Below are 20,112 nucleotides of genomic sequence, written 5' to 3' on the forward strand. Positions count from 1 at the left end.
GCCTCACCTCGTGGAAGGTTTATGCGCCGGGAGGGGGGAACATGTGCGGCCCGGCGGAAAAGAGAGGGGGACAAGCAGAATTTGGACCGCCGCCGCATAGAAATCTCTTGAGGTGAGCAATATGGAGCGCAATCGAAGGGACCGGGAAGGCGGCGTGCTGACGGCAGTGGCGGAGCTGTTCGACCTCCCGGCGGACGTGGTGGCGGGTTTGCCCAGGCTGGAAATGGTGGGAAGCCGCCAGCTGTACCTGGAGCATCACACCGGCCTTTTGGCCTATACGGAGGAGCAGATCGACGCCAACACCGCCGCCGGGGTCCTTCGCATCAAGGGGGAGCGGCTGACCCTGATGGCCATGACGGCGGGAGAGCTGCGGGTGGGCGGCAAGATCGACTCGGTGGAGTGGGTGGGGCCATGCTGAGGGGGATGGTGAACCTGCTGCGGGGGCAGGTCCGGGTCCGGGCGGAGTGTGCCTTCCCCGAGCGGGTGCTGAATCTCTGCGGGGCCCAGGGGCTGGCCTTCTGGGACTTGGAGTGGGAGTCCCCCACCGCCTTCACCTGCCGCCTGTCCCGCAGGGACTGGAAGGCCCTCCGGCAGGCGGGGCGGAACCTGGACTGCGCCTTCTCCGTCATGGGGGTGGAGGGAGCGCCCTATTTTCTCCTGCGCTTTCGCCACCGGCAGGTTCTGGCGGTGGGGCTGGCGGCCTGCGCCCTGGGGCTGTTTCTGGGGTCCTTTTTCATCTGGGAGTTCCAAGTGGAGGGCAACGAGACCGTCCCCACGGAGCGCATCCTACGGGCCCTGGAGAAAAACGGCGTGGGCCTGGGGACCTTCGGCTTGTCCCTCAACGGGGAGGACATCCGGAACCACGTGCTGCTGGACGTGCCGGAACTAAGCTGGATCGCCGTCAACGTCTCCGGCTGCCGGGCCAGCGTCCAGGTGCGGGAGCGGACGCCGCCCCCCGTGATGATCGACCGGCGGGAACCATCCAACCTGGTGGCCCGGCGGGCGGGGCTGGTGCTGAAGGTCCAGACCATCGGAGGCGTCAGCTGCGTGATCCCCGGCAGCGCCGTGACGGAGGGGCAGATTCTGATTTCCGGCGTGGAGGACACGGACACCGTGGGGGCCCGGGTCCTGGCGGGCATGGGGAAGGTGGAGGCCCGGACGTGGTATCACCTCACCGCCGTTATGCCCCTGACGGCGATGGAAAAGCGCTATACGGGGCGGGAGAAAACGGGAATCTCCCTGGTATGCGGGACCCGGCGGATAAAATTCTTCTCAAACAGTAGCATTGAAGGGACGGAATATGATAAAATAACCAGCAGGCATCCCTGCACCCTTCTGGGCATTCCCCTGCCGGTGACGCTGGTAATGGAGAAATGGCGCTTTTACGAGCCCGTGCCCGCCCCCCAGACCGCCGCCCAGGCGGAGAAGGCCGCCGAGGCCATCCTCACGGCCCAGCTCCGGGACATGGTGGAGCCCTACGGCGAGGTGCGGTCCACCCTCTGCTCCTCCCGCCAGCGGGGGGACGCGCTGGTGGTGACGCTGTCGGCGGAGTGCCGGGAGGAGATCGGGGAGGCGGCGCCCATCTATACGGAGAATACGGAAGAAACAGACGCGTAGCGCCTGAAAAATACGGGAGTGAAGACTTTGGAACAACGGATCAGCATCGAGCGGCTGGAGCAGGCCATCAACATCTTCGGGTCCTTTGACGAGAACATCCGCCTTTTGGAGCAGGAGTTCTCCGTCACCGTGGTCAACCGGGACAGCGAGCTCCGGGTGGAGGGAGAGGCGGAACACGTGGACCTGGCCTGCAAGGCCGTCCAGGCCCTCCTCACCCTCTCCAGCCGGGGGGAGGCCATCGGGGAACAGAACGTCCGCTATGTCATCAGCATGGTCCGGGCGGGGAAGGAGGAGAAGATCGCCGAGCTTGCCGGCGACGTCCTGTGCATCTCCGCCAAGGGCCGGCCCATCAAGCCCAAGACCATCGGTCAGAAGGACTACATCGCCTCCGTTCTGAAAAACACGGTCACCATCGGCGTGGGCCCGGCGGGCACGGGGAAGACCTATCTCGCCGTGGCCGCCGCCGTCCAGGCCTTCCGGGACAAGCAGGTGAACCGCATCATCCTCACCCGTCCCGCCGTGGAGGCCGGGGAGCGGCTGGGCTTTCTGCCCGGCGACCTCCAGAGCAAGGTGGACCCCTACCTCCGGCCGCTGTATGACGCCCTTTTCGACATGCTGGGGGCGGAGACGTACCAGAAATACCTGGAGCGGGGCAGCATCGAGGTGGCCCCTCTGGCCTATATGCGGGGCCGCACCCTGGACGACAGCTTCATCATCCTGGACGAGGCCCAGAACACCAGCCGGGAGCAGATGAAGATGTTCCTGACCCGGCTGGGCTTCGGGTCCAAGATCGTCATCACCGGCGACGCCACCCAGATCGACCTGCCGGACGGGAAGACCTCCGGCCTGAAGGAGGCCATGCGGGTCCTTCGAAACGTGGAGGGCATCGGCATCTGCCAGCTGACCAACGCCGACGTGGTGCGGCACGTCATGGTCCAGAGAATTGTACAAGCCTATGAGGACTATGAGACCCGGAAGAACAAGGAAAAGGGGAAGAAGCGATGAAGCGGCACTATATCCCCGTCACCGCCGGGGTCCCCGGGGTGAACGAGAGCCAGAGGGCTATCATTCGCAAGGCCGTCCGCACGGCGCTGGCGGCGGAGGGGGTGGATTTTCCCTGTGAAGTGGACGTGCTTGTCACCGGCGACGAGGAGATCCGGGCCCTGAACCGGGAGACCCGGCAGGTGGACAAGTCCACAGATGTGCTGAGCTTCCCGGCCTTCGACCTTTGCCCGGGGGAGCTGCCGGGACCGGAGGACGCGGACCCCGGCACAGGGCTGGTGCCCCTGGGGGACATGATGATTTCCCTGGAGCATGTGGCGGCCCAGGCGAAGGAGTACGGGCACTCGAACCGGCGGGAGCTGGGCTACCTGGTGGTCCACTCGGTGCTGCATCTGCTGGGGTACGATCACATGGACGAGGGACCGATGAAGGCGCAGATGCGGGAACGGGAGGAGGCCATCCTGGGGGAGCTTGGAATCACGCGGTAGTCAGGCCCGGAGGGAATCGGACAGCCCCTGCCCGGTGCGGAGGCCCGGGAGAAGGGCGTCAGATTGCCGTCCGTCTGCCAAGGCGGGAGCCATCCGGCATCCCAGCCGCAAAAAACCGCCAAGGCAGCGGCAGCGGAAAGAGGAGAAAGCCGATTCGACATCCACCCCCCCCGCCCGCCAGGGCGATCGCCCACCCCCATCCGGCGGATGGATAACCGAATCCCCCGGCATTGCATAAGCTAAACCGAGGTGATTCAAATGCTTCTACTGCAAGACGGCGTCATAGCCTTCTTATCCGCCGTAGGCCTGACCACGATTGTCTGGGCCGCCGCCGGGGCCCTGCTCCGCATCGGCGGCCGCCCGGCCATCCCGGGCCTTTTGCTGGTTCTCCCCCTCCGGGGCGAGGCTCTGGCCATGGAGGCGGACGTCCGGGAGCTCCGCCGGGTCCAGGGGGGCCTTCCCGGGGCGAAAATCATTCTGGCGGACTGCGGCCTCACCGCCGACGGTCAGGCCCTGGCCCGCTATCTGGCGGCGCGGGAGAAAAACGCCGCCCTGGTCCCCGCAGGGGAGATTGCCGCGGAACTCTGAGTCCGCCTGGAACGCGAAAAAGAGAGGACATTCCAAATGGAAGAGCAAATCTGCCGGGAGGGCACGGTACATAGCGTCATCTTTCAAAACGCTGAAAACGGCTATACGGTCCTCCGCCTCCTTACCGAGGAGGGGGAGGTCGTCACCGTGGTGGGGTGCATCCCCTGCGTGGCCCCCGGCGAACATCTCACCGTCTCCGGCGTCTGGGAACAGCACCCCCAGCACGGAGAGCAGCTCCGGGGACTGGAGATGGAGCGGAGCCTGCCGGAGGAGGAGGAGGAAATTTTCAGCTACCTCTCCTCCGGCGTCATCAAGGGCGTGGGCCCCGCCACCGCCCGGAACATCGTGAGCCGCTTCGGGCCGGAGACCTTCGACATACTGGAGACCGCCCCGGAGCGTCTGGCCACGGTGAAGGGCGTCACCCATCGGAAGGCCCAGGAGATTGCCGAGGGTTTCCGGCGGCACATGGGCCTGCGGCGGCTGATGGCTTTTCTGGCCCGGTATCAGCTGCCCCCGGTGCTGGCCATGCGCCTGCGCCAGCAGTACGGGGACGCCGCTCTGGAAAAGCTGCGGGAGAATCCCTACCTTCTGGCGGGGGACGGCTGCGGCGTGGAGTTCTCCGTCGCCGACGAGATCGCGCTGAGCATGGGCTTCGAGGCGGACAGCGGGCAGCGGCTGGAGGCGGCGGTGAGCTTTGAGCTGGGCCACAATGAGAACAACGGCCACGTCTTCCTGCCCCGGAACAAGCTCATTGCCGCCACGGCCCAGCTGCTGGAGTGCGGCGCGGACCGGCCGGAGCTGGCCCTGGACGCCTTGATTGACCGGGGAGTGGTGGTGCAGGAGCGGGTGGCCAACGTGGACGCCTGCTACCTCCGGCGGCTGTGGGAGGCGGAGGTCTCCGTGAAGCAGCGGCTGGGGGCCCTGCTGGCCGCCGTGCCGGAGGGCCGGGTCTCCGCCGCCCGGACTGTGGACGAGCTGGAGCGGACCCAGGGCGTCACCTACGCCCCCCAGCAGAGAAAGGCCGTGGAGCTGGCGGCCAGGGAGAGCGTGCTGATTCTCACCGGCGGCCCCGGCACCGGCAAAACCACCACCGTCCGGGGCATCGTGGCCCTCTTCCAAAAGATGGGGCTGGATACGGTCCTGGCGGCCCCCACGGGCCGGGCGGCCAAGCGCATGAGCGAGCTCACCGGCATGGAGGCCCAGACGGTTCACCGCCTCCTGGGAATGAGCTGGAACGAGGACGCCCGGCAGGTGACCTTCTCCAAGACGGAGAAGGAGCCCCTGGAGGCCGGCGCCGTCGTGGTGGATGAGATGTCCATGGTGGACCTGCCCCTGTTTTCGGCGCTGCTCCGGGCCCTGCGGCCCGGGACCCGGCTGGTGCTGGTGGGGGACGCGGACCAGCTGCCCTCCGTGGGGGCGGGAAACGTGTTCTCGGACCTCATCCGCAGCGGACGGGTGGAGACGGTCTTCCTGCGGGAGGTCTTCCGCCAGGCGGAGCAGTCCGCCATCATTCGCAACGCCCACACGGTGAATCAGGGGGGCTCGCCGGACCTGGCGAATAACCAGGGGGACTTCTTCTTCCTCTGCCGCCGGGACCCGGAGCGGGCGGTGAACACGCTGGTGGAGCTGTGCGAAACCCGCCTGCCGGAGAACATGGGCATTCCTGCGGACCAGATTCAGGTGCTGACCCCCACCCGGAAGGGCCCCACCGGCACGGGGAATCTGAACCGCCGCCTTCAGGAGGCGCTGAACCCCAAGGCCCCGGGGAAGCGGGAGCTGCTGTGGGGAGAGCGGCTTTTCCGGGAGGGGGACCGGGTGATGCAGACCCGGAACGACTACGACGTGGTGTGGGAAAAAGAGGACGGAACCGTGGGCACGGGGATGTTCAACGGGGACGTGGGAAGAATTGTGAAGATCGACGACTCCGGCGAGTGGCTGGAGCTGGACTTCGACGGGCGGCGGGCCGTCTACGGCGCGGAGCAGCTGAACGAGGTGGACCTGGCCTTCGCCCAGACGGTACACAAGGCCCAGGGCAGCGAGTACCGCTGTGTGGTGCTGGCGGCGATGCCGGCGGCCCCGTCCCTGATGGTGCGGGGAGTGCTGTACACGGCCCTGACCCGGGCCAGGGAGCTGCTGGTGGCCGTGGGGGACGACGCGGCCATCCGGGCCATGGCGGCCAACGACCGCCAGCAGCGCCGCTACTCCGGCCTCCGGTGGAGGCTGGCGCAGAGAGACGCGGAGTGATAAGCGGACGCCGCCGGAACAGACGGCGTCCTCCAAAGGGTTTGCGGGGTTCCGGATAACGGATAACCGCTCTGGCATGGAAGGTTTATCGTGTTTTGCGATGGACCTTTTTTGCTGTGGACCTGTATGGGTCCCTTCAAGAAAAGGTTCCTCCATAGAATAAAGAAAAATGAACCCAAACGGGTTCTTTTGTGAGGTAATTATGGAGGAACAAAAAATCAAGCAGGATATCTGCATTGGCGCGAACATCCGGGCTATCCGCAAGGAAAGGGGACTGAAACAGACTGAACTGGTGAGTTTGCTGCAATTGGAAGGCGCTTCGATGACCAGGGAGGCCCTGGTCAAAATCGAGCGCGGCAAGCAGCATATCCAGGCGTCTCAGCTGCGGACGATCAAGCGCGTACTGGGCACCACCTATGAAGAGCTGCTGGAGCGGCGGAGCGCGCCGGGGCCGAAGGCATGAGGGTCTGGAGCGGTCTGCTGGACCTCTTCTTCCCGCCGAAGTGCCCCTTTTGCGGCAAGGTGCGGGACGCCGCAGGCGGCTGCCCGGCCTGTCTGGACGCGCTTGCGCGGACCGGGGAGGAGCGCGCCGTCCGGGAGCTGGCCCCCGGCCTCCGGTGCGCCGCGCCGCTCTGGTATGAGGGCGCCGTCCGGGAGGCCATTCTCCGCTTCAAGTTTCGCGGAGGCGTGTCCGCCGCCGGACCTCTGGGGGAGCAGATCGCCCAGACGGCGGCGGAGCACTTCGACGGCGAGTTCGACGGGGTGACCTGGGTCCCCGTCAGCTCCAAGCGCCTTCGCCGCCGGGGCTATGACCAGGCCCGCCTTCTGGCGGAGAGCGCCTGCAAGCTCTGGGGCGCGGAGCCGGAGCCCCTGCTCCGCAAGGTCCGGGATAACCCCGCCCAGTCTGGGCTGGAGAACGCCGCCCGGCGAAGGGAGAATGTCCGGGGCGTCTACGAGGCGTTGGGCAGCCTCTCCGGAAGGCGGATTCTCCTCATCGACGATGTGTGCTCCACCGGGTCCACCCTGGTTTCCGCCGCCGGGGCCCTTCGGAAGGCGGGCGCGGCGGGAGTGGTCTGCGCCGCAGCGGCGTTTCCCAGGCCGGAGGAGGAAAACAGGGGAGAAAAAGCGAAAGAATAGACTTGCATTCTGAGGGAACTGTCGGTATAATGTACCTTGTAACTTTATGGAATCCCAGGCGGTTTTCCGCCTATCATCTTTTGAACATCAGATAAATGGAGGAATTGCCCATGGCAAAGGACATCGGTATCGACCTTGGTACCGCTTCGGTTTTGGTATTTGTAAGAGGAAAGGGCATCGTTTTGAACGAGCCTTCCGTGGTCGCACTGGATAAAAACACCGGAAAGCTGCTGAAGGTGGGTTCCGAGGCCCAGGCCATGCTGGGCCGCACCCCCGGCAACATCATCGCCATCCGCCCTCTGCGGGAGGGCGTCATTTCCGACTACGACATGACGGAGCGGATGCTCCGGGAGTTCATTCACAAGGTGGCGGGGGTCTCCGTCTTCAAGCCCCGGGTCATCATCTGCGTGCCCTCCGGCATCACGGAGGTGGAAGAGCGCGCCGTCATCGACGCGGGCATCCAGGCCGGAGCCCGGAAGGTCTATCTCATTGAGGAGCCCGTGGCCGCGGCCATCGGCGCGGGCATCGACATCGCCAAGCCCGACGGGCACATGGTGGTGGACATCGGCGGCGGCACGGCGGACATCGCCGTCATCTCCCTGGGCGGCGTGGTGGAGTCCGCCTCTATCAAGATCGCCGGCGACCAGCTCAACGAGGCCGTGGTGAAGTATATGCGCCGCAAGCACAACCTCCTGGTCGGTGAGCGCACCGCCGAGGAGATGAAAAAGCAGATCGGCTGCGTCTTCCCCAAGGACGAGGAGGAGGTCATGGACGTGAAGGGCCGGTGCCTCCTGACGGGCCTTCCCAAGGTGGTGGCCGTCAGCTCCACGGAGATGATGGACGCTTTTGAGGAGCCGGTGGAGCGCATTATGGAGGCTATCCACTCCGTGCTGGAGCGGACCCCGCCGGAGCTGGTGGCGGACATCTCCACCAACGGCATCGTCATGACCGGCGGCGGCAGCCTGGTGTCCGGTTTCGACCGGCTGGTGACGGCCCGGACGGGCATTCATACCATGATCGCCGACGAGGCGATTTCCTGCGTGGCCCTGGGCACCGGCATGAGCCTGGAGACCCTGAACAACATGCAGGAGGGCACCATGAATCTCAGCCGCCGGAAGCAGATGAGCTGAAAGCGAGCGAAACAAAAGCCCGCCGGACAAGCAGTCCGGCGGGCGCGCAGCGTCAAAAGACGCGGAAAGACGGATTCGACGGGAAGGAAGAGAGTTACGAGAGGAACCCAGGAGGGGTTCCTTTCGTTTTCAATCTGAAGTTTTTCAAGCCTCTGGTTTGAAAAACTCGCTCCGGTTGGCGAAAAACGTTTCGCCGGCCGGAGCCCGCCGGACAAGCAGTCCGGCGGGCTTTGCGGCAGGAGGCGCGCGATGGATCAATTGGAACGCATTGCCCATATGGAGGGAATTTTGAACCGGGGCAGGGAGGCGGTGGACGCCCTGGAACAGGCCCTGGAGGACTATGCCGCCGTCCGGGAGGAGCTGGCGGAACTGGATGCCTATTACAGCGGGGACCTGTGGCGGCGGGACTATGACGACGACGCCGCGGGACGGATTCCCAAGGACCTGAAACGGGGCGTCCTCTCGGAGGACGCGGTCTATGACCTTCTCACGGACCGCGACCGTCTGCGCGGACGCCTGGAGGAGCTGGGGAGGGACTAATCCTTCCCCAGCCTTTTCAGCGTCTCCAGCGTTTCGGCAAAGTCCTTGGCGGTGGCGGAGGGATGGGCCCGCAGAAGGCGGAGAGAGCAGTGATAGGGCGCGGAGGAGCGGTTTTGCAGGGCGGCCTCCCGCTGGCGGACCCGGCGGATGACCTCCTCCAGCTCCGACCGGCGCGCCTCCAGGTCCTCGGGCTTCAGGTCGGGCAGGTCCTCCAGATGGTTCCGGCAGGTCTCCAGAGCGCCGGAGATGGTGGAGAGAATCTCCAGTTTGGAGGCGGTGAGGCGGCGGAGGGAGGCTTCCACCCGCTCCGTCCGGGCCAGGCGGCGCTCCTCCCGCTCCTCCTCCATCCGCTTTTGGAGCAGCAGCTTCTCCAGCTCCGTTTTCTCCCGGAAGCGGCGGAGATCATCCCTGGCGAAGGCGGCGTAGACCTCCGCCCGTTTCGCCAGGCGGCGCAGGTCCTCGTTCTCCTCGGCGGCCCGGGCCAGCAGGTCCCGCAGGTCCAGGGCGGCCTGGACGGAGCGCACCGCGTCCACGGTAAACGCGGCGGTGAGAAGGAAGGCCAGGGGGTCCACGCACAGGGCGGGAACCCGGGCCAGCAGCCGGGCGATGGGGGGATGGACAAACCGCACCAGCAGGATGGAGAAGAAGCCCCAGGCGATGGAACTGGTGAGGCAGATGTGACCGTTGAGGTTGAACTTCTGATTGGAGTAGTCCCAGTAACGGACCTTGAAAATCCGCTCCATCACGTCGCCGGTGGCGTACTCCAGAACCGTGGCGGCCAGCATGCCGAAGAGCCAGACCAGCCGGAGGTCCTTTGCCACGGGGATGGTGGCCAGAAGGATGAGAATGGCCCCGGAGCCATAGATGGGCAGCAGGGGGCCGTGGAGAAAGCCCCGGTTCACCCAGCGCCGCTGGCAGAGGGAGACATAGCAGGACTCCCAGACCCAGCCGCAGAAGCAGTAGAAGAAAAACAGCAGGACCCACTGGCCCGTGGTGTAGACGTGCATGCGCTCACTCCTCTTGAATTTGGTCCAGAAGTTCCCCGATGATCTGGTTGGACACCAGGAAGCCCCGGGGGGTCAGCCGCCAGCGGCCCTGCTCCCGAAGGGCGTAGCCCGCTGCGGCGCACCGGGTCAAAAAGGGCGCGAAGGGGGCGAAGGGGCGGCAAAAGCGCGCCTCCCACTCCGCCGCCTCCAGCCCGCGGACGGTGCGGAGGGACAGCATCAGCCATTCCGCCGCCCGGTCCTTGGGGGTCATGGCCTGGGACTCGGACAGGGACGGCGCGCCGCGGAGGAAGGACGTGAGGTCCCGCTCCCAGGCGTACCGGCGGCCCCGAAAATCCGAGTGGGCCCCGGGGCCAAAGCCGGCGTACTCCCCCAGGGTCCAGTACTTGAGGTTGTGCCGGGACTCCCGTCCGGGGCGGGCGAAGTTGGAAATTTCATACTGCCGCCAGCCCCAGCCCTCCAGAAAGTCCGCGGTCTCCAGGTACATGTCCGCCTGGACCTCGTCCCCCGGCAGGGTATCCCGGCGGGCGTAAAGGGGCGTGCCCGGCTCGGCCTTGAGCCCGTAACAGGACAGATGCTCCGGACCAAGCTCCGCGGCGGCGGCGAGATTATCCCGCCAGCGGGGAAGGTCCTGCCCCGGCAGGCCGTAGATGAGGTCCAGGGAGAGGTTTTCAAAACCCGCCTGCCGGGCCGCCTCCACGGCGGAACGGACCTGGGTCATGGTGTGGACCCGGCCGATGGCCCGCAGTTCCCCGTCGGCGGCAGACTGCATGCCCAGGGAGATGCGGCTGAACCCCGCCCGCCGGAGGGCGGAGAGGGCCCCCGGGTCCCCGGCGGAGTCGGGGTTTGCCTCGAAGGTGATCTCCGCCTCCGGGGCCAGGGGACAGGCGGCGGAGACCGCCTCCAGCAGGACCGTCAGGCGGCGGGGGCCCAGATAGCTGGGGGTGCCGCCGCCGAAGTAGACGGTGTCCGCCTCATAGCCGGAGAAGTCCGCCTCCGCCAGCTGGGCGCGGAGGGCCGAGACATAGGCGTCCATATCCCCCTCCCGGCGGGGGAGGGAGTAAAAATCGCAGTAGACGCATTTTTGCTTGCAGAAGGGGACGTGGATGTAAATGCCCAGAGGTTTGCTCATAAAAGGGCTCCTTTTCTGAAAAACGCCGGTGTTCAGGAAGCTCCTCTGCCCAGCTTCCATTCCCAATGTTCAAAAGTCGGCTCGGCTTGACGGGAGGGGGCAAAACAGCGCCGGATATACTGGGCGGCCCGCCGTTCACAGGATTGGAATTGGCAGCGCTTCCATCTTCGCCGGTTCCTCTTGCTTCATAATGTCATCCATTATACCACGCATCTCCGCCTCCGGCAAGAACATCAGGCTCCCGGCACAGGCGGGGAATATTTCCGGCTCTGCGGGCAACACTATTTGGGAAATCCAGAACGAAACGAGGAAGTTTTCCATGGACATGTCTCCCAAGGAGTATCAGGCTTATGTGAAGCAGAAGGCCAAAAAGTCGCCCATCGTCAAGGATGTGGTCCTGGCCTTTGCCGTCGGCGGGGCCATCTGCGTACTGGGCCAGGCCATCACCAACGGGTGGGCCGCGGCGGGACTGAACAAGGAGGAGGCGGGCACCGCCGCCTCCTGTACGCTGGTGTTCCTCTCCGCCCTGTTGACGGGACTGAATCTCTACGGCAAGATCGCCCGCTACGGCGGCGCGGGGACGCTGGTGCCCATCACCGGCTTTGCCAACGCCGTGGTGTCCCCGGCCATTGACTTCAAGAGCGAGGGCTTCGTCACCGGCATGGCGGCGAAGATGTTCACCGTGGCGGGGCCGGTGATTGTCTTCGGCACCGTGGCCTCGGTGCTCTACGGCATCATTCTGAAGCTGTTCCGCCTTTGAGGAAAACCGCCCGCGCCGGTATCCGGCGCGGGCGGCGTGGTTATTTGGAGGTGCTCCGCCTCTTCCGCTGGGCGGTAAAAATGTTCTCTGTAATCTTGTCCTGGTCGGCCTCGTTCAGCTCCAGGAACTGGCAGCCGTACTCCGTGGGGCCATCCTCCTTTTCGATGACCCGCAGCACCTGGCAGTACATGACGGAAGGGCCCCGGTCCTCCAGCAGCTTCACGGTGAGGAGGAGCTTGTCTCCCTCCCAGTACTGCTGCGTCGAGGCAATGCGGGCTCCGCCCACGCTGATGTTCAGCAGGCGGCAGGGGTGCTCGCCGGCGTTCCGGCCGCTGAATTTGGTGACGTTGGCCTCCAGGTTTGTGTCCAGGCGGAAGAAGGCCCGGTCGTTTCCCACCCGGACGACACTGAGCTGCGACACCAGCCAGATGTGCTTGGGCTGGGGGGTGATGACGCCCTCCATATACACAGCCTTCCGCTGGCGGTCATGATAGCCCCGGATGTGGACGTAAAGGGGCTGTATCTCCGACTGGTCCTTCAGTATGGGGTTATCGATCTCGGAGCACTGATGCAGCTCCGCCATGGTTCTTCGGGGATACATCAGCTTGGCTACAAAGAGAATCTGTCCGTCTATAGTGGTCACTTCCACCCGCATATGGGAGTAGATAGACACGTCGTCCTCCGGGACGGCGGGAGCGGGGGGCTTGTTCCCGGCGGGCTGCTTTTTAAAGATATCAAACAGTGCCACGATGCGTTTCTCCTTTGACGTTGGAATGTCACATCCATTATAGCCCAGGGAGGAACGGAAGGCAAGGGGTATTTCGCCGGGGGGCGTCCGGCTCTGGCCCTGCGCCGCGGAGCCGCACAGGCCGCCTTTGCATGGCCCAAATCTCCGAAGGGGACGTTCCGGTCCCCCGGAATACCGCAAGGGCGGAGGAACCGTGGTCCCTCCGCCCCGGGAGTCACTGGAACAGCTGGTTAAAGCGGTCCGCCGCCGCCGCGGCTTCGTCGCCCACCGCCAGCATGACGTAATTTCCGCTGCTGACAATGTGGGAATTGGTCTCCCAGCCCTCGATCGTCGCGGGATACCAGGCTCCGCCGGGGCTCGTGCCGTCTCCCACCTGGTAGTCAATCCGGGCCTGGAAGATGTCCTTCACCGCCTGGACGTCCTCCGCGTTTTCCACCTCTACCAGGGCGATCTCGCCTACGGCGGCGGAGATGGCGGCGGTGTAGACGCCGCACTGCTTGGTGGAAATCTCCGACAGGCCGGGGTAGTAGCTGTCCAGCAGCTCCGTCATGGTCTCGTCCTCCGTCAGGCTCATCAGCTCGGGCCACGTGTACTCCTGCCGGAGGGTGTTGTAGAATTCGGCGAGGTCGGCTCCCTCCTGGGACTCGCTTTCCGCAGGGGCGCCGGGCTCATTGGGGCAGTTCTCCCCAGGCGCGCTGGTGGAGGGGGCGTTCGGTTCCCCCTCCTCGGCAGGGGCGGTTTCCCCGTCCTCGGGAGTGCTGACCTCCGGGGCGCCGGGGGCGCCGTCCTGGGCGGGGGCGTCCTTGCCGCCGCAGGCGGCCAGGGACAGGGTCAGAGTCAGCGCCAGAATCAGCGCGAGAAGTTTCGTTTTCATACATAGTCTCCTTGTGTTGTAATCGTCTTGTGAATGGCTTCTGAGAGTATGACGGCGGCGGGAGCAAAAAAGTTCCCGCCCGGCGAAAAAATTTTCACCGGGCGGGAGAACCCAATTTCTTCAGGACTCTTCCAGCTGGAAGGCGGACTGGACGAAGGCGTCCACCTCCTCCAGGGTGTCAAAACAGGCGATGGCCACCTGGTTGCCCATGGTGCCGGCCAGGGCGTCGGGCATCCGGGTGAAGAGCCGGGCGTGATTGCCGCACCGGGCCTCCAGCTGGGGCAGGGAGAGCACATAGCGGTTCTCGTCCCGCCGCCCGGCGTAGACGCAGTAGCTGTGGGGACCGTCGTAATGGTGGCGCAGCCCGTCAAAGGCCACCATGTCCGCCCAGATCTGGTAGACGTCCACGCTCTGGCCGAAGTTCAGCATGTCGGGGGTATAGCCTCCGGCGGGACGCATGTTCACCTCCAGGGCCACGATGTCCCCCACCCGGCCAAGGCCCGGCTTGTCCGCCGTCAGGCGGAAGAACTCCAGGTGGAAAAAGCGGCTGGCCGCGCCGAAGGCCTTCAGCGTGGCCCTGCCGGCGGCCTCCACGTCGGCAGGGACCTCCTTATCCACATAGTAATACGTCGGCACGCCCTCGTTCACCATGTCCATAATGGAATTCCGGGTGATGTGGCTGGCGGCGAAGAGCACCTCGCCCCGGGAATCGCACACGCCGTCATAGGTGGTGACGGAGCCGGAGACGTACTCCTCCATCAGGTACTGCACCGGCGGCGGGTCTCGGAAGAACTGCCGCATGTCCTCGTCGTTCTTGAGCTTCCAGGTGGCGATGGCCCCCACGCCGTTGTCCGGCTTGACGATGATGGGATAGCCCACCTCGCCGGCGAAGGCCAGGCCCGTCTCCAGGTCCGTCACCGGCGCGTACCGGGCGCAGGGGAGGCCGGCTTTTTTATAGAAGGCCTTCATGGCCATCTTGCTCTTGTACTTTTCGATCTCATGGGCCTTGAGCCCGGTGGTGATGTTGAAGTCCGTCCGCAGCCGGGCGTCCAGCTCCAGCCAGTATTCATTGTTGCTCTCCACCCAGTCGATTTTGCCGTACTGCCCGGTGAAGTAGCCCAGGGCCCGAAGAACCTGATCGTAGTCCTCTAGACTGTCCACCCGGTAGTACTCGCTCAGGGCCTTTTTCAAATCGGGGTGGAGCCCGTCATAGGGCGCGTCGCCCACGCCCAGGACGTTGACGCCGTTCTCCCGCAGGCGGATGCAGAACCAGCGGTAGGCCTCCGGGAAGTTGGGGGAGATGAAGACAAAGTTCATAGGGAGATTCCTCCTTCTATTTCTTGCGGACGATGAGTCCGGATGGCTGGAACGGGAATTGTTTAGCGCTTTATAGCTTTATAGCATTGAATTATAGTCCCTTCGCGGGAAAAAAGCAAGAGGGGAAATCAAGGGCGGTCCCGCCGGGCATGCGCAAGGGCCCCCTATGCCCGTCCGGGTCGGGACGCCAAAACCGGGGGAGGCTTGCGCCTCCCCGGTTTCCTCAGCCATATTCTGCCGTCAGGCAGCCTTTTTGCAGGATGTGTCCCTCCGCCGCCTTCAGGAAGTGCTTCTTCCGGGCGTTGGAGCTCAGGCCCAGGACGCAGTCCAGGGTGTAAACCGTCAGCCGGTAGCGGTGACGGGACCAGGGGGGCGGCTTGGGCCCCGCGTAGCGGTGAATGCCGTAGGCCATGCCCTGGGCCGCCCCGCACTCCAGCCGCTCGTACTTGGGCAGACCGCCGGGGATGACCTCCCGGGCGGGAAAGTTCCACATTATCCAATGGGTGAAGCCCTTGAGAGGGTGGCTCAGGTCCTCCAGTGTGACGGCCAGGGTCCTGGCCCGGGGGGACAGATTCTCCAGCACGATCTCGGGGGACAGGTCCTTCCCCCGGCCGGTGTTGTCCCGGGGGAAGAAGCCGCCGTCCGACAGGCCGGGGCAGTGGAAGCGCAGAATCTCAATCTCCATAACGTTCTCAGTTCTTTTCTTTGGGCAGGATCAGGTTCAGCAGCACCGCCATCAGCGTGGCGATGACCACGGGGGACTTGCCGAAAATCATGGTGAAGCCGTCGGGGAACTGGCTCAGGGCCCCGCTGGCCTGGGAGACGCCCACGCCCAGGGCGGCGGAGAGTCCCACGATGGTGGTGTTCCGGGCCGTCAGGTTCTGGGAGGCGATGAGCTTCATGCCGGTCATGGCGATGGTGGAAAAGACGGTGATGGTGGCCCCGCCCAGGACGCACTGGGGGATGGTGGTCAGCACGGCGGCGAACTTGGGGGACAGGCCCGCCAGCAGCAAAAAGCCGCCGGTGAGGGCAAAGACGATGCGGTTGACCACCTTGTTGGTGGTGACGATGCCCACGTTCTGGGAGTAGGTGGCCGTGGGCAGGCCGCCGAAGAAGGCCGTGAGGATGTTGCTGGCGCCGTAGGCGATGATGCCGCCCTGGAGCTCCTGATCCGTGGGGTCCCGGTCCAGGCCGCCCACGGTGGTGGCGGTGAAGTCGCCGATGGCCTGAATGGAGTTGATGGCGAAGAGCAGCCCGATGGCCACGCAGGAGGGGAGGTCGAAGGTGACGCCGAAGTGCATCACCCGGGGCAGGGAAAACCAGGCGGCGGAGCCCACCTCGGCGAAGGAGACCATGCCGAAGAACATGGAGATCACATAGCCGCAGAGCATGCCGATGAGGATGGAGGCCAGCTTGCAGATGCCCTTGCCGTGGTTGTTCAGCAGCATGACGATGGCCAGGGTGAGAATGGCCACCAGCCAGTTCTGCCAGGAGCCGTAAACCAAAGCCTCCGTCTGCCCCTTGGTCTCCACCACCAGCTGATATGTATTGGCCGTGCCGCCGGCCATGTAGTTAATGGCCGTGGGATAGAGGGAGAGGCCGATGGTGAAAACCACCGTGCCGGTGATCACCGGGGGGAAGAGCAGGCGAATCTTCTTCACGAACACCCCCACGATCATGGCGACAATGCCGCCCACGATCATGGCCCCGGCGATGGCCCCCACGCCGCCGCCGGTGGAGGCGATGGCCTGCATGCTGGGAACATAGGCGAAGCTGACGCCCATGATGACCGGCAGGCCGGAGCCGAAATACTTGTTCACAGGGTAGAGCTGGATAATGGTGCACACGGCGGACATGACCAGAGAGGCCTGGATCAGAAGCACCCGGTCCGTTTGGCTCAGGCCGATGGCCCCGGCGATGATGATGGGCGGCGTGACGCAGCCCACAATCATGGCGACCAGATGCTGGAGGGACAAGGAGACGGCGGAGCCCAGCGGGGGAATGCCTCGAATCTGGAACAGCGTCTGCTGGTCAGAGGGGGTTCTCATAGCGGAGGTTCTCCTTCCTGTTTCTTTGTTCGTTTCTTGCGGCGGCCCTGAAAAGGTCCACCTTTTTTAGTTTACAGGAGCCGCGAAGGGATGTCAAGGACAAAACTTTACTCCTCCAGCTCCGCCAGCGCCCCCAGGCTCCGGCGGAACTCGCCGTCCACCAGGAAGCGGACCTCCTCCACCGCCTCCAGAGAGGAAAGGGAATGCTCCAGCGCCCGGAGGGCGGTCTGGACCGCCTGCTCCTCCGCTCCCTCCAGCAGGGCGGAGGAGAGGTTCGCGTAGCAGATGTCCTCCTCCAGCCACACGGACTTCACCTGAAAGCCCTCCGGCAGCGGGGAGAAGAGGTTCCGGCCCTCCGGCTTTTGCTCCAGGGCCCTGGCCACGGCGGAGACCTGGGTGTCGCCCTCATAGAGGTCCAGGGTCTGGGCGTCCGGGACCAGACGGCCCTCCTGGTCCAGGAAATAGAGGAGGACATCCACGGTGCTGACCACGTCCTCCCCCGGCGTCAGCAGCACCTCCCGGATGTTCAGCACCTGCTGGTCCCGATAGGCCAGCTCCCGGCCCCGAACGGTGATCTGGACGGAGGACACCTCCGGCACCTGGGAGAGGGTCATGGCGATGGCGCTGTCCGCCAGGGTCAGCGCCACGCCGGAAAGGCTCTCATAGGAAGGGGACAGGTCCACCTGGGCCCGATCCCCCGCGATGCGCAGGGAGAGCAGCGTGGTCCCGGCGGGGAGGGTGCTTTTCAGGGTCTCGTCGGCGGGGCCCTTCAAAAGCTCGTTTATCAGCGCCTCCGCCAGCCGGAGGGGCGTGCCGGTCTCCGCGTCGTATAAGTACACGGTCTCCGTGCGGAAGGGGGAGTCCCCGGCGGAATAGGTGAGGTCCGCCTCCTGGAAGTAGAGCTGATAGGCGGTCCGGGCCGGTTCCTCCCGCTGGCAGCCCGCCAGCAGAAGCGGCAGAAGCAGCAGCGGCAGCAGGCAGAGCCGGTGTCTCACGCGTCCTCCCTCCTCTCCAGGGCGGGCCAGCGGACGGTGAACACCGCGCCGCCCCCGGGACGGTTGGCGGCCTCCACGGTTCCGCCCCGGCGCTTCACCGTGTCGCTGACGATGGAGAGGCCCAGGCCCGTGCCTCCGGCGGCCCGGGACCGGGCCTTGTCCACCCGGTAGAACCGCTCGAAAATCCGGGGCAGGTCCGCCTCCGGGATGCCCGCGCCATTGTCCGCCACGGCGAGGATCACCTGCTCCCCCTCCCGGTTCAGGGAGACTTGGACGGAGCCGCCGGCGGCGGAGTACTTCACGGCGTTGTCCACCAGATTGTAGATGACCTGATGGGTCTCGTCCCGGGTCCCCAGGACCACGCACGCCCCCCCGGCGGAGTAGGTGAGGTCCACCCCCTTCTCCTGGGCCACCAGGGTCATCATCCGCATGGCCTGCTCCAGAACCGGCAGGATGTCCACCTCCGCCGGGGGATCCAGCACGCCGCTGTCCAGCCGGGTGAGGCGGAGAAGGTCCTCCGTGATGCGGGAGAGGCGCTCCGCCTCCCGGCCGATGTCGGAGACGAATTCCTTGGTGGTCTCCGGGTCGATGTTGTCCGTCTGCAAGATGGAGTCCGACAGCAGCCGGATGGCGGCCAGAGGGGTTTTCAGCTCGTGGGACGCGTCGGAGACGAAGCGGCGCCGGGCGGTCTCCGTAGTCTGGAGGCGGTCCGCCAGGCTGTTGAATTCAAAGCCGATCTGGGCGATCTCGTCCCGGCCCCGAATGGCCGCCCGGTGGCTGTAGGACCCCTCCCGCACCTGCCGGATGGCAGTGAGGAGCAGGCCGATCTTGTGGGTCAGGGCCTTGGACAGCACCAAACTCAGCAGCAGCACCAGAACCCCCGCCATGGCGGAGAGGCGCAGCAGTGTCTCCTGAAGGCCGGAGAGGAGGGCGGCCTGCTCTGTGTCGTACTCATAGGCGTAGACCGCGCCGATAACCTGACTCTGGTACATCACCGGAGAGGAGGCCCGGCTTCGGAAGGCCCCCCGCTGGTAGGTGCAGCTGAACGCGTCGTATCCCTGAAGGGCCCGGACGATCTCCGTGTACAAGGCCAGATAGCCCACGGCGGAGCCGGTCTCGCGGGTGTCGTAGAGCACCCGCCCCGTGCTGTTGGTGACCAGGATGCGGCTCAGGCCCGCCTCCTCCGCCAGGGCCATGGCGTCGCCGACGTTTTGCTCCGTCAGGGGGGAGAGGCCGGAGAGGGCGTTCACCATGACGGAGACGCTGCTCTGGAGATTCGTGGCCTTGGAGTGGAACACCAAATCCTCGGACACCAGGAGGGGATAGGTATTCAGCAGCACCAGCACCGCCAGGATGACCAGGATGTAGCTCAGGCCGAAGCGGAACTGGAGGCTGCTCCAATAAGACCGTTCATTCCTTGAAATAATACCCCACCCCCCACTTGGTGCAGATGTGGTCCGGCTCCGCCGGGTTCTCCTCCAGCTTCTCCCGCAGGCGGCGGATGTGTACGTCCACCGTCCGGTAGTCCCCGGCGTAGCTGTAGCCCCACACCACGTTCATCAGGTTTTCCCGGCTGTAGACCCGCCGGGGGTTGCGCATCAAAAGTTCCACCAGATCGTACTCCTTGGCGGTGAGGTCCACCGGCGTGTCCCCCCGGGCGGCGGAGCGCTCCTCGGTGTTCAGGGTGATGCCCCCTGCGGTGAGAATGCTGCCCCGGTTCCGCTGGACTCCGGCGGCCCGGCGGAGAAGGGCACGGACCCGGGCTTTGAGCTCCAGGATGTTGAAGGGCTTGGTGAGATAGTCGTCCGCCCCGCACTCAAAGCCCATCAGCTTGTCCGCGTCCTCGCTCTTGGCCGTCAGCATGATGATGGGCACGTTGGAAAACTCCCGGATGCGCATGCAGGCCTCCAGCCCGTCCAGCTCCGGCATCATCAGGTCCAGGATGATGAGGTCCAGCTTCCCCTCCCGGGCCAGCTCCACGGCGGCGGCGCCGTCGTAGGCGCACTCCACCTCATAGCCCTCATTTTCCAAATTGAATTTGATGCCCTTCACCAGGGTCTTCTCGTCGTCTACCACCAGGATTTTCATTCCGTATCCTCCACTGTAATCCATCCCTCCAGCGCGGCCAGCTTGCCCTGGCCGATGCCGGAGACCTTTGTCAAATCCTCCACGGCCGCGAAGGGCCCGTTGGCCTCCCGGTAGGCCGCGATCCGCCGGGCCAGCTCCTCCCCGATGCCGGGGAGGGCGGTAAGCGCCTCCTCCGAGGCGGTGTTGAGATTGAGGGGCGCCGGGTCGGGGCGGACCGCCTCAATGGGGGCGCTCCGTTCCGTCTCCGCGGCGGCGGGAATTGCCAGCGCCGCCCGGTCATGGAGAAAGAGCCCCAGAAGCAGGCACAAAAACAGCCCCGTCAAACCCAGCAGCATCCACTCCCCCAGAGCGATGTTTCCGCGCTTGTCCATGTTGCGTTCCTCCGTTTTTTTTGCTATAC

The 20,112-nt window shown here is 65.2% G+C and carries 23 protein-coding genes; 11 read left to right on the top strand and 12 right to left on the bottom strand.

The features are described from left to right. The first annotated feature begins 121 nt into the window (after positions 1-121). The 10 genes from QZ329_RS06595 (at position 122) to QZ329_RS06640 (ending at position 8,746) form a co-directional block, all read left to right on the top strand. Positions 122-418, top strand: coding sequence for a YabP/YqfC family sporulation protein (locus tag QZ329_RS06595; RefSeq protein WP_295749996.1), 297 nt, complete (start codon positions 122-124; stop codon positions 416-418). Then, positions 412-1,617 (top strand): sporulation protein YqfD, encoded by a 1,206-nt coding sequence (locus QZ329_RS06600; protein ID WP_295749998.1) that lies wholly within the window; start codon positions 412-414, stop codon positions 1,615-1,617. Before QZ329_RS06595 ends, QZ329_RS06600 begins: the two co-directional genes overlap by 7 nt. A gap of 27 nt (positions 1,618-1,644) precedes the next feature. After that, positions 1,645-2,622 carry a PhoH family protein gene (locus QZ329_RS06605; protein WP_295750000.1) on the top strand — a complete coding sequence of 326 codons (978 nt, stop codon included), beginning with the start codon at positions 1,645-1,647 and terminating at the stop codon, positions 2,620-2,622. Then, a complete protein-coding gene (gene ybeY, locus QZ329_RS06610) occupies positions 2,619-3,107 on the top strand; it encodes an rRNA maturation RNase YbeY (protein WP_295750002.1) in 489 nt (162 codons plus the stop codon). The genes QZ329_RS06605 and ybeY overlap by 4 nt, the downstream gene beginning before the upstream one ends. Positions 3,108-3,365: 258 nt before the next feature. Beyond that, positions 3,366-3,695 carry a hypothetical protein gene (locus QZ329_RS06615; RefSeq protein WP_295750003.1) on the top strand — a complete coding sequence of 110 codons (330 nt, stop codon included), beginning with the start codon at positions 3,366-3,368 and terminating at the stop codon, positions 3,693-3,695. A 36-nt stretch (positions 3,696-3,731) separates the two neighbouring features. Then, positions 3,732-5,939, top strand: a complete 2,208-nt coding sequence (locus QZ329_RS06620) for an ATP-dependent RecD-like DNA helicase (protein WP_295750006.1) — start codon at positions 3,732-3,734, stop codon at positions 5,937-5,939. A 202-nt stretch (positions 5,940-6,141) separates the two neighbouring features. Continuing rightward, on the top strand, positions 6,142-6,402 hold the full coding sequence (locus tag QZ329_RS06625; RefSeq protein WP_295750009.1) for a helix-turn-helix transcriptional regulator: 261 nt from the start codon (positions 6,142-6,144) through the stop codon (positions 6,400-6,402). Next, on the top strand, positions 6,399-7,076 hold the full coding sequence (locus QZ329_RS06630) for a ComF family protein (RefSeq protein WP_295750012.1): 678 nt from the start codon (positions 6,399-6,401) through the stop codon (positions 7,074-7,076). Before QZ329_RS06625 ends, QZ329_RS06630 begins: the two co-directional genes overlap by 4 nt. 104 nt (positions 7,077-7,180) lie before the next feature. Then, entirely contained in the window at positions 7,181-8,206 is a 1,026-nt protein-coding gene (gene mreB, locus QZ329_RS06635; protein WP_295750015.1) for a rod shape-determining protein MreB, read from the top strand. 249 nt (positions 8,207-8,455) lie between these two features. Next, positions 8,456-8,746 (top strand): DUF4298 domain-containing protein, encoded by a 291-nt coding sequence (locus QZ329_RS06640; protein WP_295750017.1) that lies wholly within the window; start codon positions 8,456-8,458, stop codon positions 8,744-8,746. On the opposite strand, the gene QZ329_RS06645 is transcribed toward QZ329_RS06640, so the two are convergent. From QZ329_RS06645 to QZ329_RS06655, 3 genes are all read right to left on the bottom strand, one after another. Continuing rightward, complete coding sequence (locus QZ329_RS06645; protein WP_295750020.1) at positions 8,743-9,753, bottom strand: putative ABC transporter permease; 1,011 nt, start codon at positions 9,751-9,753, stop codon at positions 8,743-8,745. The two genes, QZ329_RS06640 and QZ329_RS06645, sit on opposite strands and share 4 nt — an antisense overlap. A 4-nt stretch (positions 9,754-9,757) precedes the next feature. Beyond that, on the bottom strand, positions 9,758-10,882 hold the full coding sequence (hemW, locus tag QZ329_RS06650; RefSeq protein WP_295750023.1) for a radical SAM family heme chaperone HemW: 1,125 nt from the start codon (positions 10,880-10,882) through the stop codon (positions 9,758-9,760). Positions 10,883-11,017: 135 nt separating this feature from the next. Continuing rightward, complete coding sequence (locus QZ329_RS06655; protein ID WP_295750026.1) at positions 11,018-11,203, bottom strand: hypothetical protein; 186 nt, start codon at positions 11,201-11,203, stop codon at positions 11,018-11,020. Here QZ329_RS06655 and spoVAC point away from each other — a divergent pair. Next, complete coding sequence (gene spoVAC / locus QZ329_RS06660; RefSeq protein WP_295750029.1) at positions 11,202-11,642, top strand: stage V sporulation protein AC; 441 nt, start codon at positions 11,202-11,204, stop codon at positions 11,640-11,642. The two genes, QZ329_RS06655 and spoVAC, sit on opposite strands and share 2 nt — an antisense overlap. A 40-nt stretch (positions 11,643-11,682) precedes the next feature. On the opposite strand, the gene QZ329_RS06665 is transcribed toward spoVAC, so the two are convergent. The 9 genes from QZ329_RS06665 to QZ329_RS06705 form a co-directional block, all read right to left on the bottom strand. After that, positions 11,683-12,390: a PilZ domain-containing protein gene (locus tag QZ329_RS06665; protein WP_295750032.1), complete on the bottom strand. Its 708-nt coding sequence runs from the start codon at positions 12,388-12,390 to the stop codon at positions 11,683-11,685. A gap of 214 nt (positions 12,391-12,604) precedes the next feature. Further along, on the bottom strand, positions 12,605-13,264 hold the full coding sequence (locus QZ329_RS06670) for a DUF4358 domain-containing protein (RefSeq protein ID WP_295750035.1): 660 nt from the start codon (positions 13,262-13,264) through the stop codon (positions 12,605-12,607). Between the two features lie 120 nt (positions 13,265-13,384). Further along, the gene (locus QZ329_RS06675) at positions 13,385-14,581 is read right to left on the bottom strand and encodes a carbamoylphosphate synthase large subunit (RefSeq protein ID WP_295750038.1); all 1,197 of its coding nucleotides are present in this window, start codon (positions 14,579-14,581) and stop codon (positions 13,385-13,387) included. Positions 14,582-14,804: 223 nt separating this feature from the next. Next, positions 14,805-15,266 carry a YbhB/YbcL family Raf kinase inhibitor-like protein gene (locus tag QZ329_RS06680; RefSeq protein ID WP_295750040.1) on the bottom strand — a complete coding sequence of 154 codons (462 nt, stop codon included), beginning with the start codon at positions 15,264-15,266 and terminating at the stop codon, positions 14,805-14,807. Between the two features lie 7 nt (positions 15,267-15,273). Further along, positions 15,274-16,629 carry a nucleobase:cation symporter-2 family protein gene (locus QZ329_RS06685; protein WP_295750043.1) on the bottom strand — a complete coding sequence of 452 codons (1,356 nt, stop codon included), beginning with the start codon at positions 16,627-16,629 and terminating at the stop codon, positions 15,274-15,276. A gap of 107 nt (positions 16,630-16,736) precedes the next feature. After that, positions 16,737-17,624 carry a GerMN domain-containing protein gene (locus QZ329_RS06690; protein ID WP_295750046.1) on the bottom strand — a complete coding sequence of 296 codons (888 nt, stop codon included), beginning with the start codon at positions 17,622-17,624 and terminating at the stop codon, positions 16,737-16,739. Beyond that, a complete protein-coding gene (locus QZ329_RS06695; RefSeq protein ID WP_295750048.1) occupies positions 17,621-18,964 on the bottom strand; it encodes a HAMP domain-containing sensor histidine kinase in 1,344 nt (447 codons plus the stop codon). Before QZ329_RS06695 ends, QZ329_RS06690 begins: the two co-directional genes overlap by 4 nt. A 70-nt stretch (positions 18,965-19,034) precedes the next feature. After that, the gene (locus QZ329_RS06700) at positions 19,035-19,712 is read right to left on the bottom strand and encodes a response regulator transcription factor (protein WP_295750050.1); all 678 of its coding nucleotides are present in this window, start codon (positions 19,710-19,712) and stop codon (positions 19,035-19,037) included. After that, positions 19,709-20,083: a helix-hairpin-helix domain-containing protein gene (locus tag QZ329_RS06705; protein ID WP_295750052.1), complete on the bottom strand. Its 375-nt coding sequence runs from the start codon at positions 20,081-20,083 to the stop codon at positions 19,709-19,711. Before QZ329_RS06705 ends, QZ329_RS06700 begins: the two co-directional genes overlap by 4 nt. Positions 20,084-20,112: the final 29 nt, after the last annotated feature.

Origin of the sequence: uncultured Oscillibacter sp. (genome assembly GCF_910579365.1) — a bacterium.
In the GTDB taxonomy this organism is placed as follows: domain Bacteria; phylum Bacillota; class Clostridia; order Oscillospirales; family Oscillospiraceae; genus Oscillibacter.

Bases quoted from the DNA above. Each gene is read 5' to 3' on its own strand.
- QZ329_RS06705 (WP_295750052.1), bottom strand. From the start codon at position 20,083: ATGGACAAGCGCGGAAACATCGCTCTGGGGGAGTGGATGCTGCTGGGT.
- QZ329_RS06640 (WP_295750017.1), top strand. From the start codon at position 8,456: ATGGATCAATTGGAACGCATTGCCCATATGGAGGGAATTTTGAACCGG.
- QZ329_RS06630 (WP_295750012.1), top strand. From the start codon at position 6,399: ATGAGGGTCTGGAGCGGTCTGCTGGACCTCTTCTTCCCGCCGAAGTGC.
- QZ329_RS06685 (WP_295750043.1), bottom strand. From the start codon at position 16,629: ATGAGAACCCCCTCTGACCAGCAGACGCTGTTCCAGATTCGAGGCATT.
- QZ329_RS06680 (WP_295750040.1), bottom strand. From the start codon at position 15,266: ATGGAGATTGAGATTCTGCGCTTCCACTGCCCCGGCCTGTCGGACGGC.
- QZ329_RS06625 (WP_295750009.1), top strand. From the start codon at position 6,142: ATGGAGGAACAAAAAATCAAGCAGGATATCTGCATTGGCGCGAACATC.
- hemW (WP_295750023.1), bottom strand. From the start codon at position 10,882: ATGAGCAAACCTCTGGGCATTTACATCCACGTCCCCTTCTGCAAGCAA.
- QZ329_RS06675 (WP_295750038.1), bottom strand. From the start codon at position 14,581: ATGAACTTTGTCTTCATCTCCCCCAACTTCCCGGAGGCCTACCGCTGG.
- QZ329_RS06645 (WP_295750020.1), bottom strand. From the start codon at position 9,753: ATGCACGTCTACACCACGGGCCAGTGGGTCCTGCTGTTTTTCTTCTAC.
- ybeY (WP_295750002.1), top strand. From the start codon at position 2,619: ATGAAGCGGCACTATATCCCCGTCACCGCCGGGGTCCCCGGGGTGAAC.
- QZ329_RS06615 (WP_295750003.1), top strand. From the start codon at position 3,366: ATGCTTCTACTGCAAGACGGCGTCATAGCCTTCTTATCCGCCGTAGGC.
- QZ329_RS06655 (WP_295750026.1), bottom strand. From the start codon at position 11,203: ATGGAAAACTTCCTCGTTTCGTTCTGGATTTCCCAAATAGTGTTGCCC.
- QZ329_RS06700 (WP_295750050.1), bottom strand. From the start codon at position 19,712: ATGAAAATCCTGGTGGTAGACGACGAGAAGACCCTGGTGAAGGGCATC.
- QZ329_RS06600 (WP_295749998.1), top strand. From the start codon at position 412: ATGCTGAGGGGGATGGTGAACCTGCTGCGGGGGCAGGTCCGGGTCCGG.
- QZ329_RS06670 (WP_295750035.1), bottom strand. From the start codon at position 13,264: ATGAAAACGAAACTTCTCGCGCTGATTCTGGCGCTGACTCTGACCCTG.
- spoVAC (WP_295750029.1), top strand. From the start codon at position 11,202: ATGGACATGTCTCCCAAGGAGTATCAGGCTTATGTGAAGCAGAAGGCC.
- QZ329_RS06620 (WP_295750006.1), top strand. From the start codon at position 3,732: ATGGAAGAGCAAATCTGCCGGGAGGGCACGGTACATAGCGTCATCTTT.
- QZ329_RS06595 (WP_295749996.1), top strand. From the start codon at position 122: ATGGAGCGCAATCGAAGGGACCGGGAAGGCGGCGTGCTGACGGCAGTG.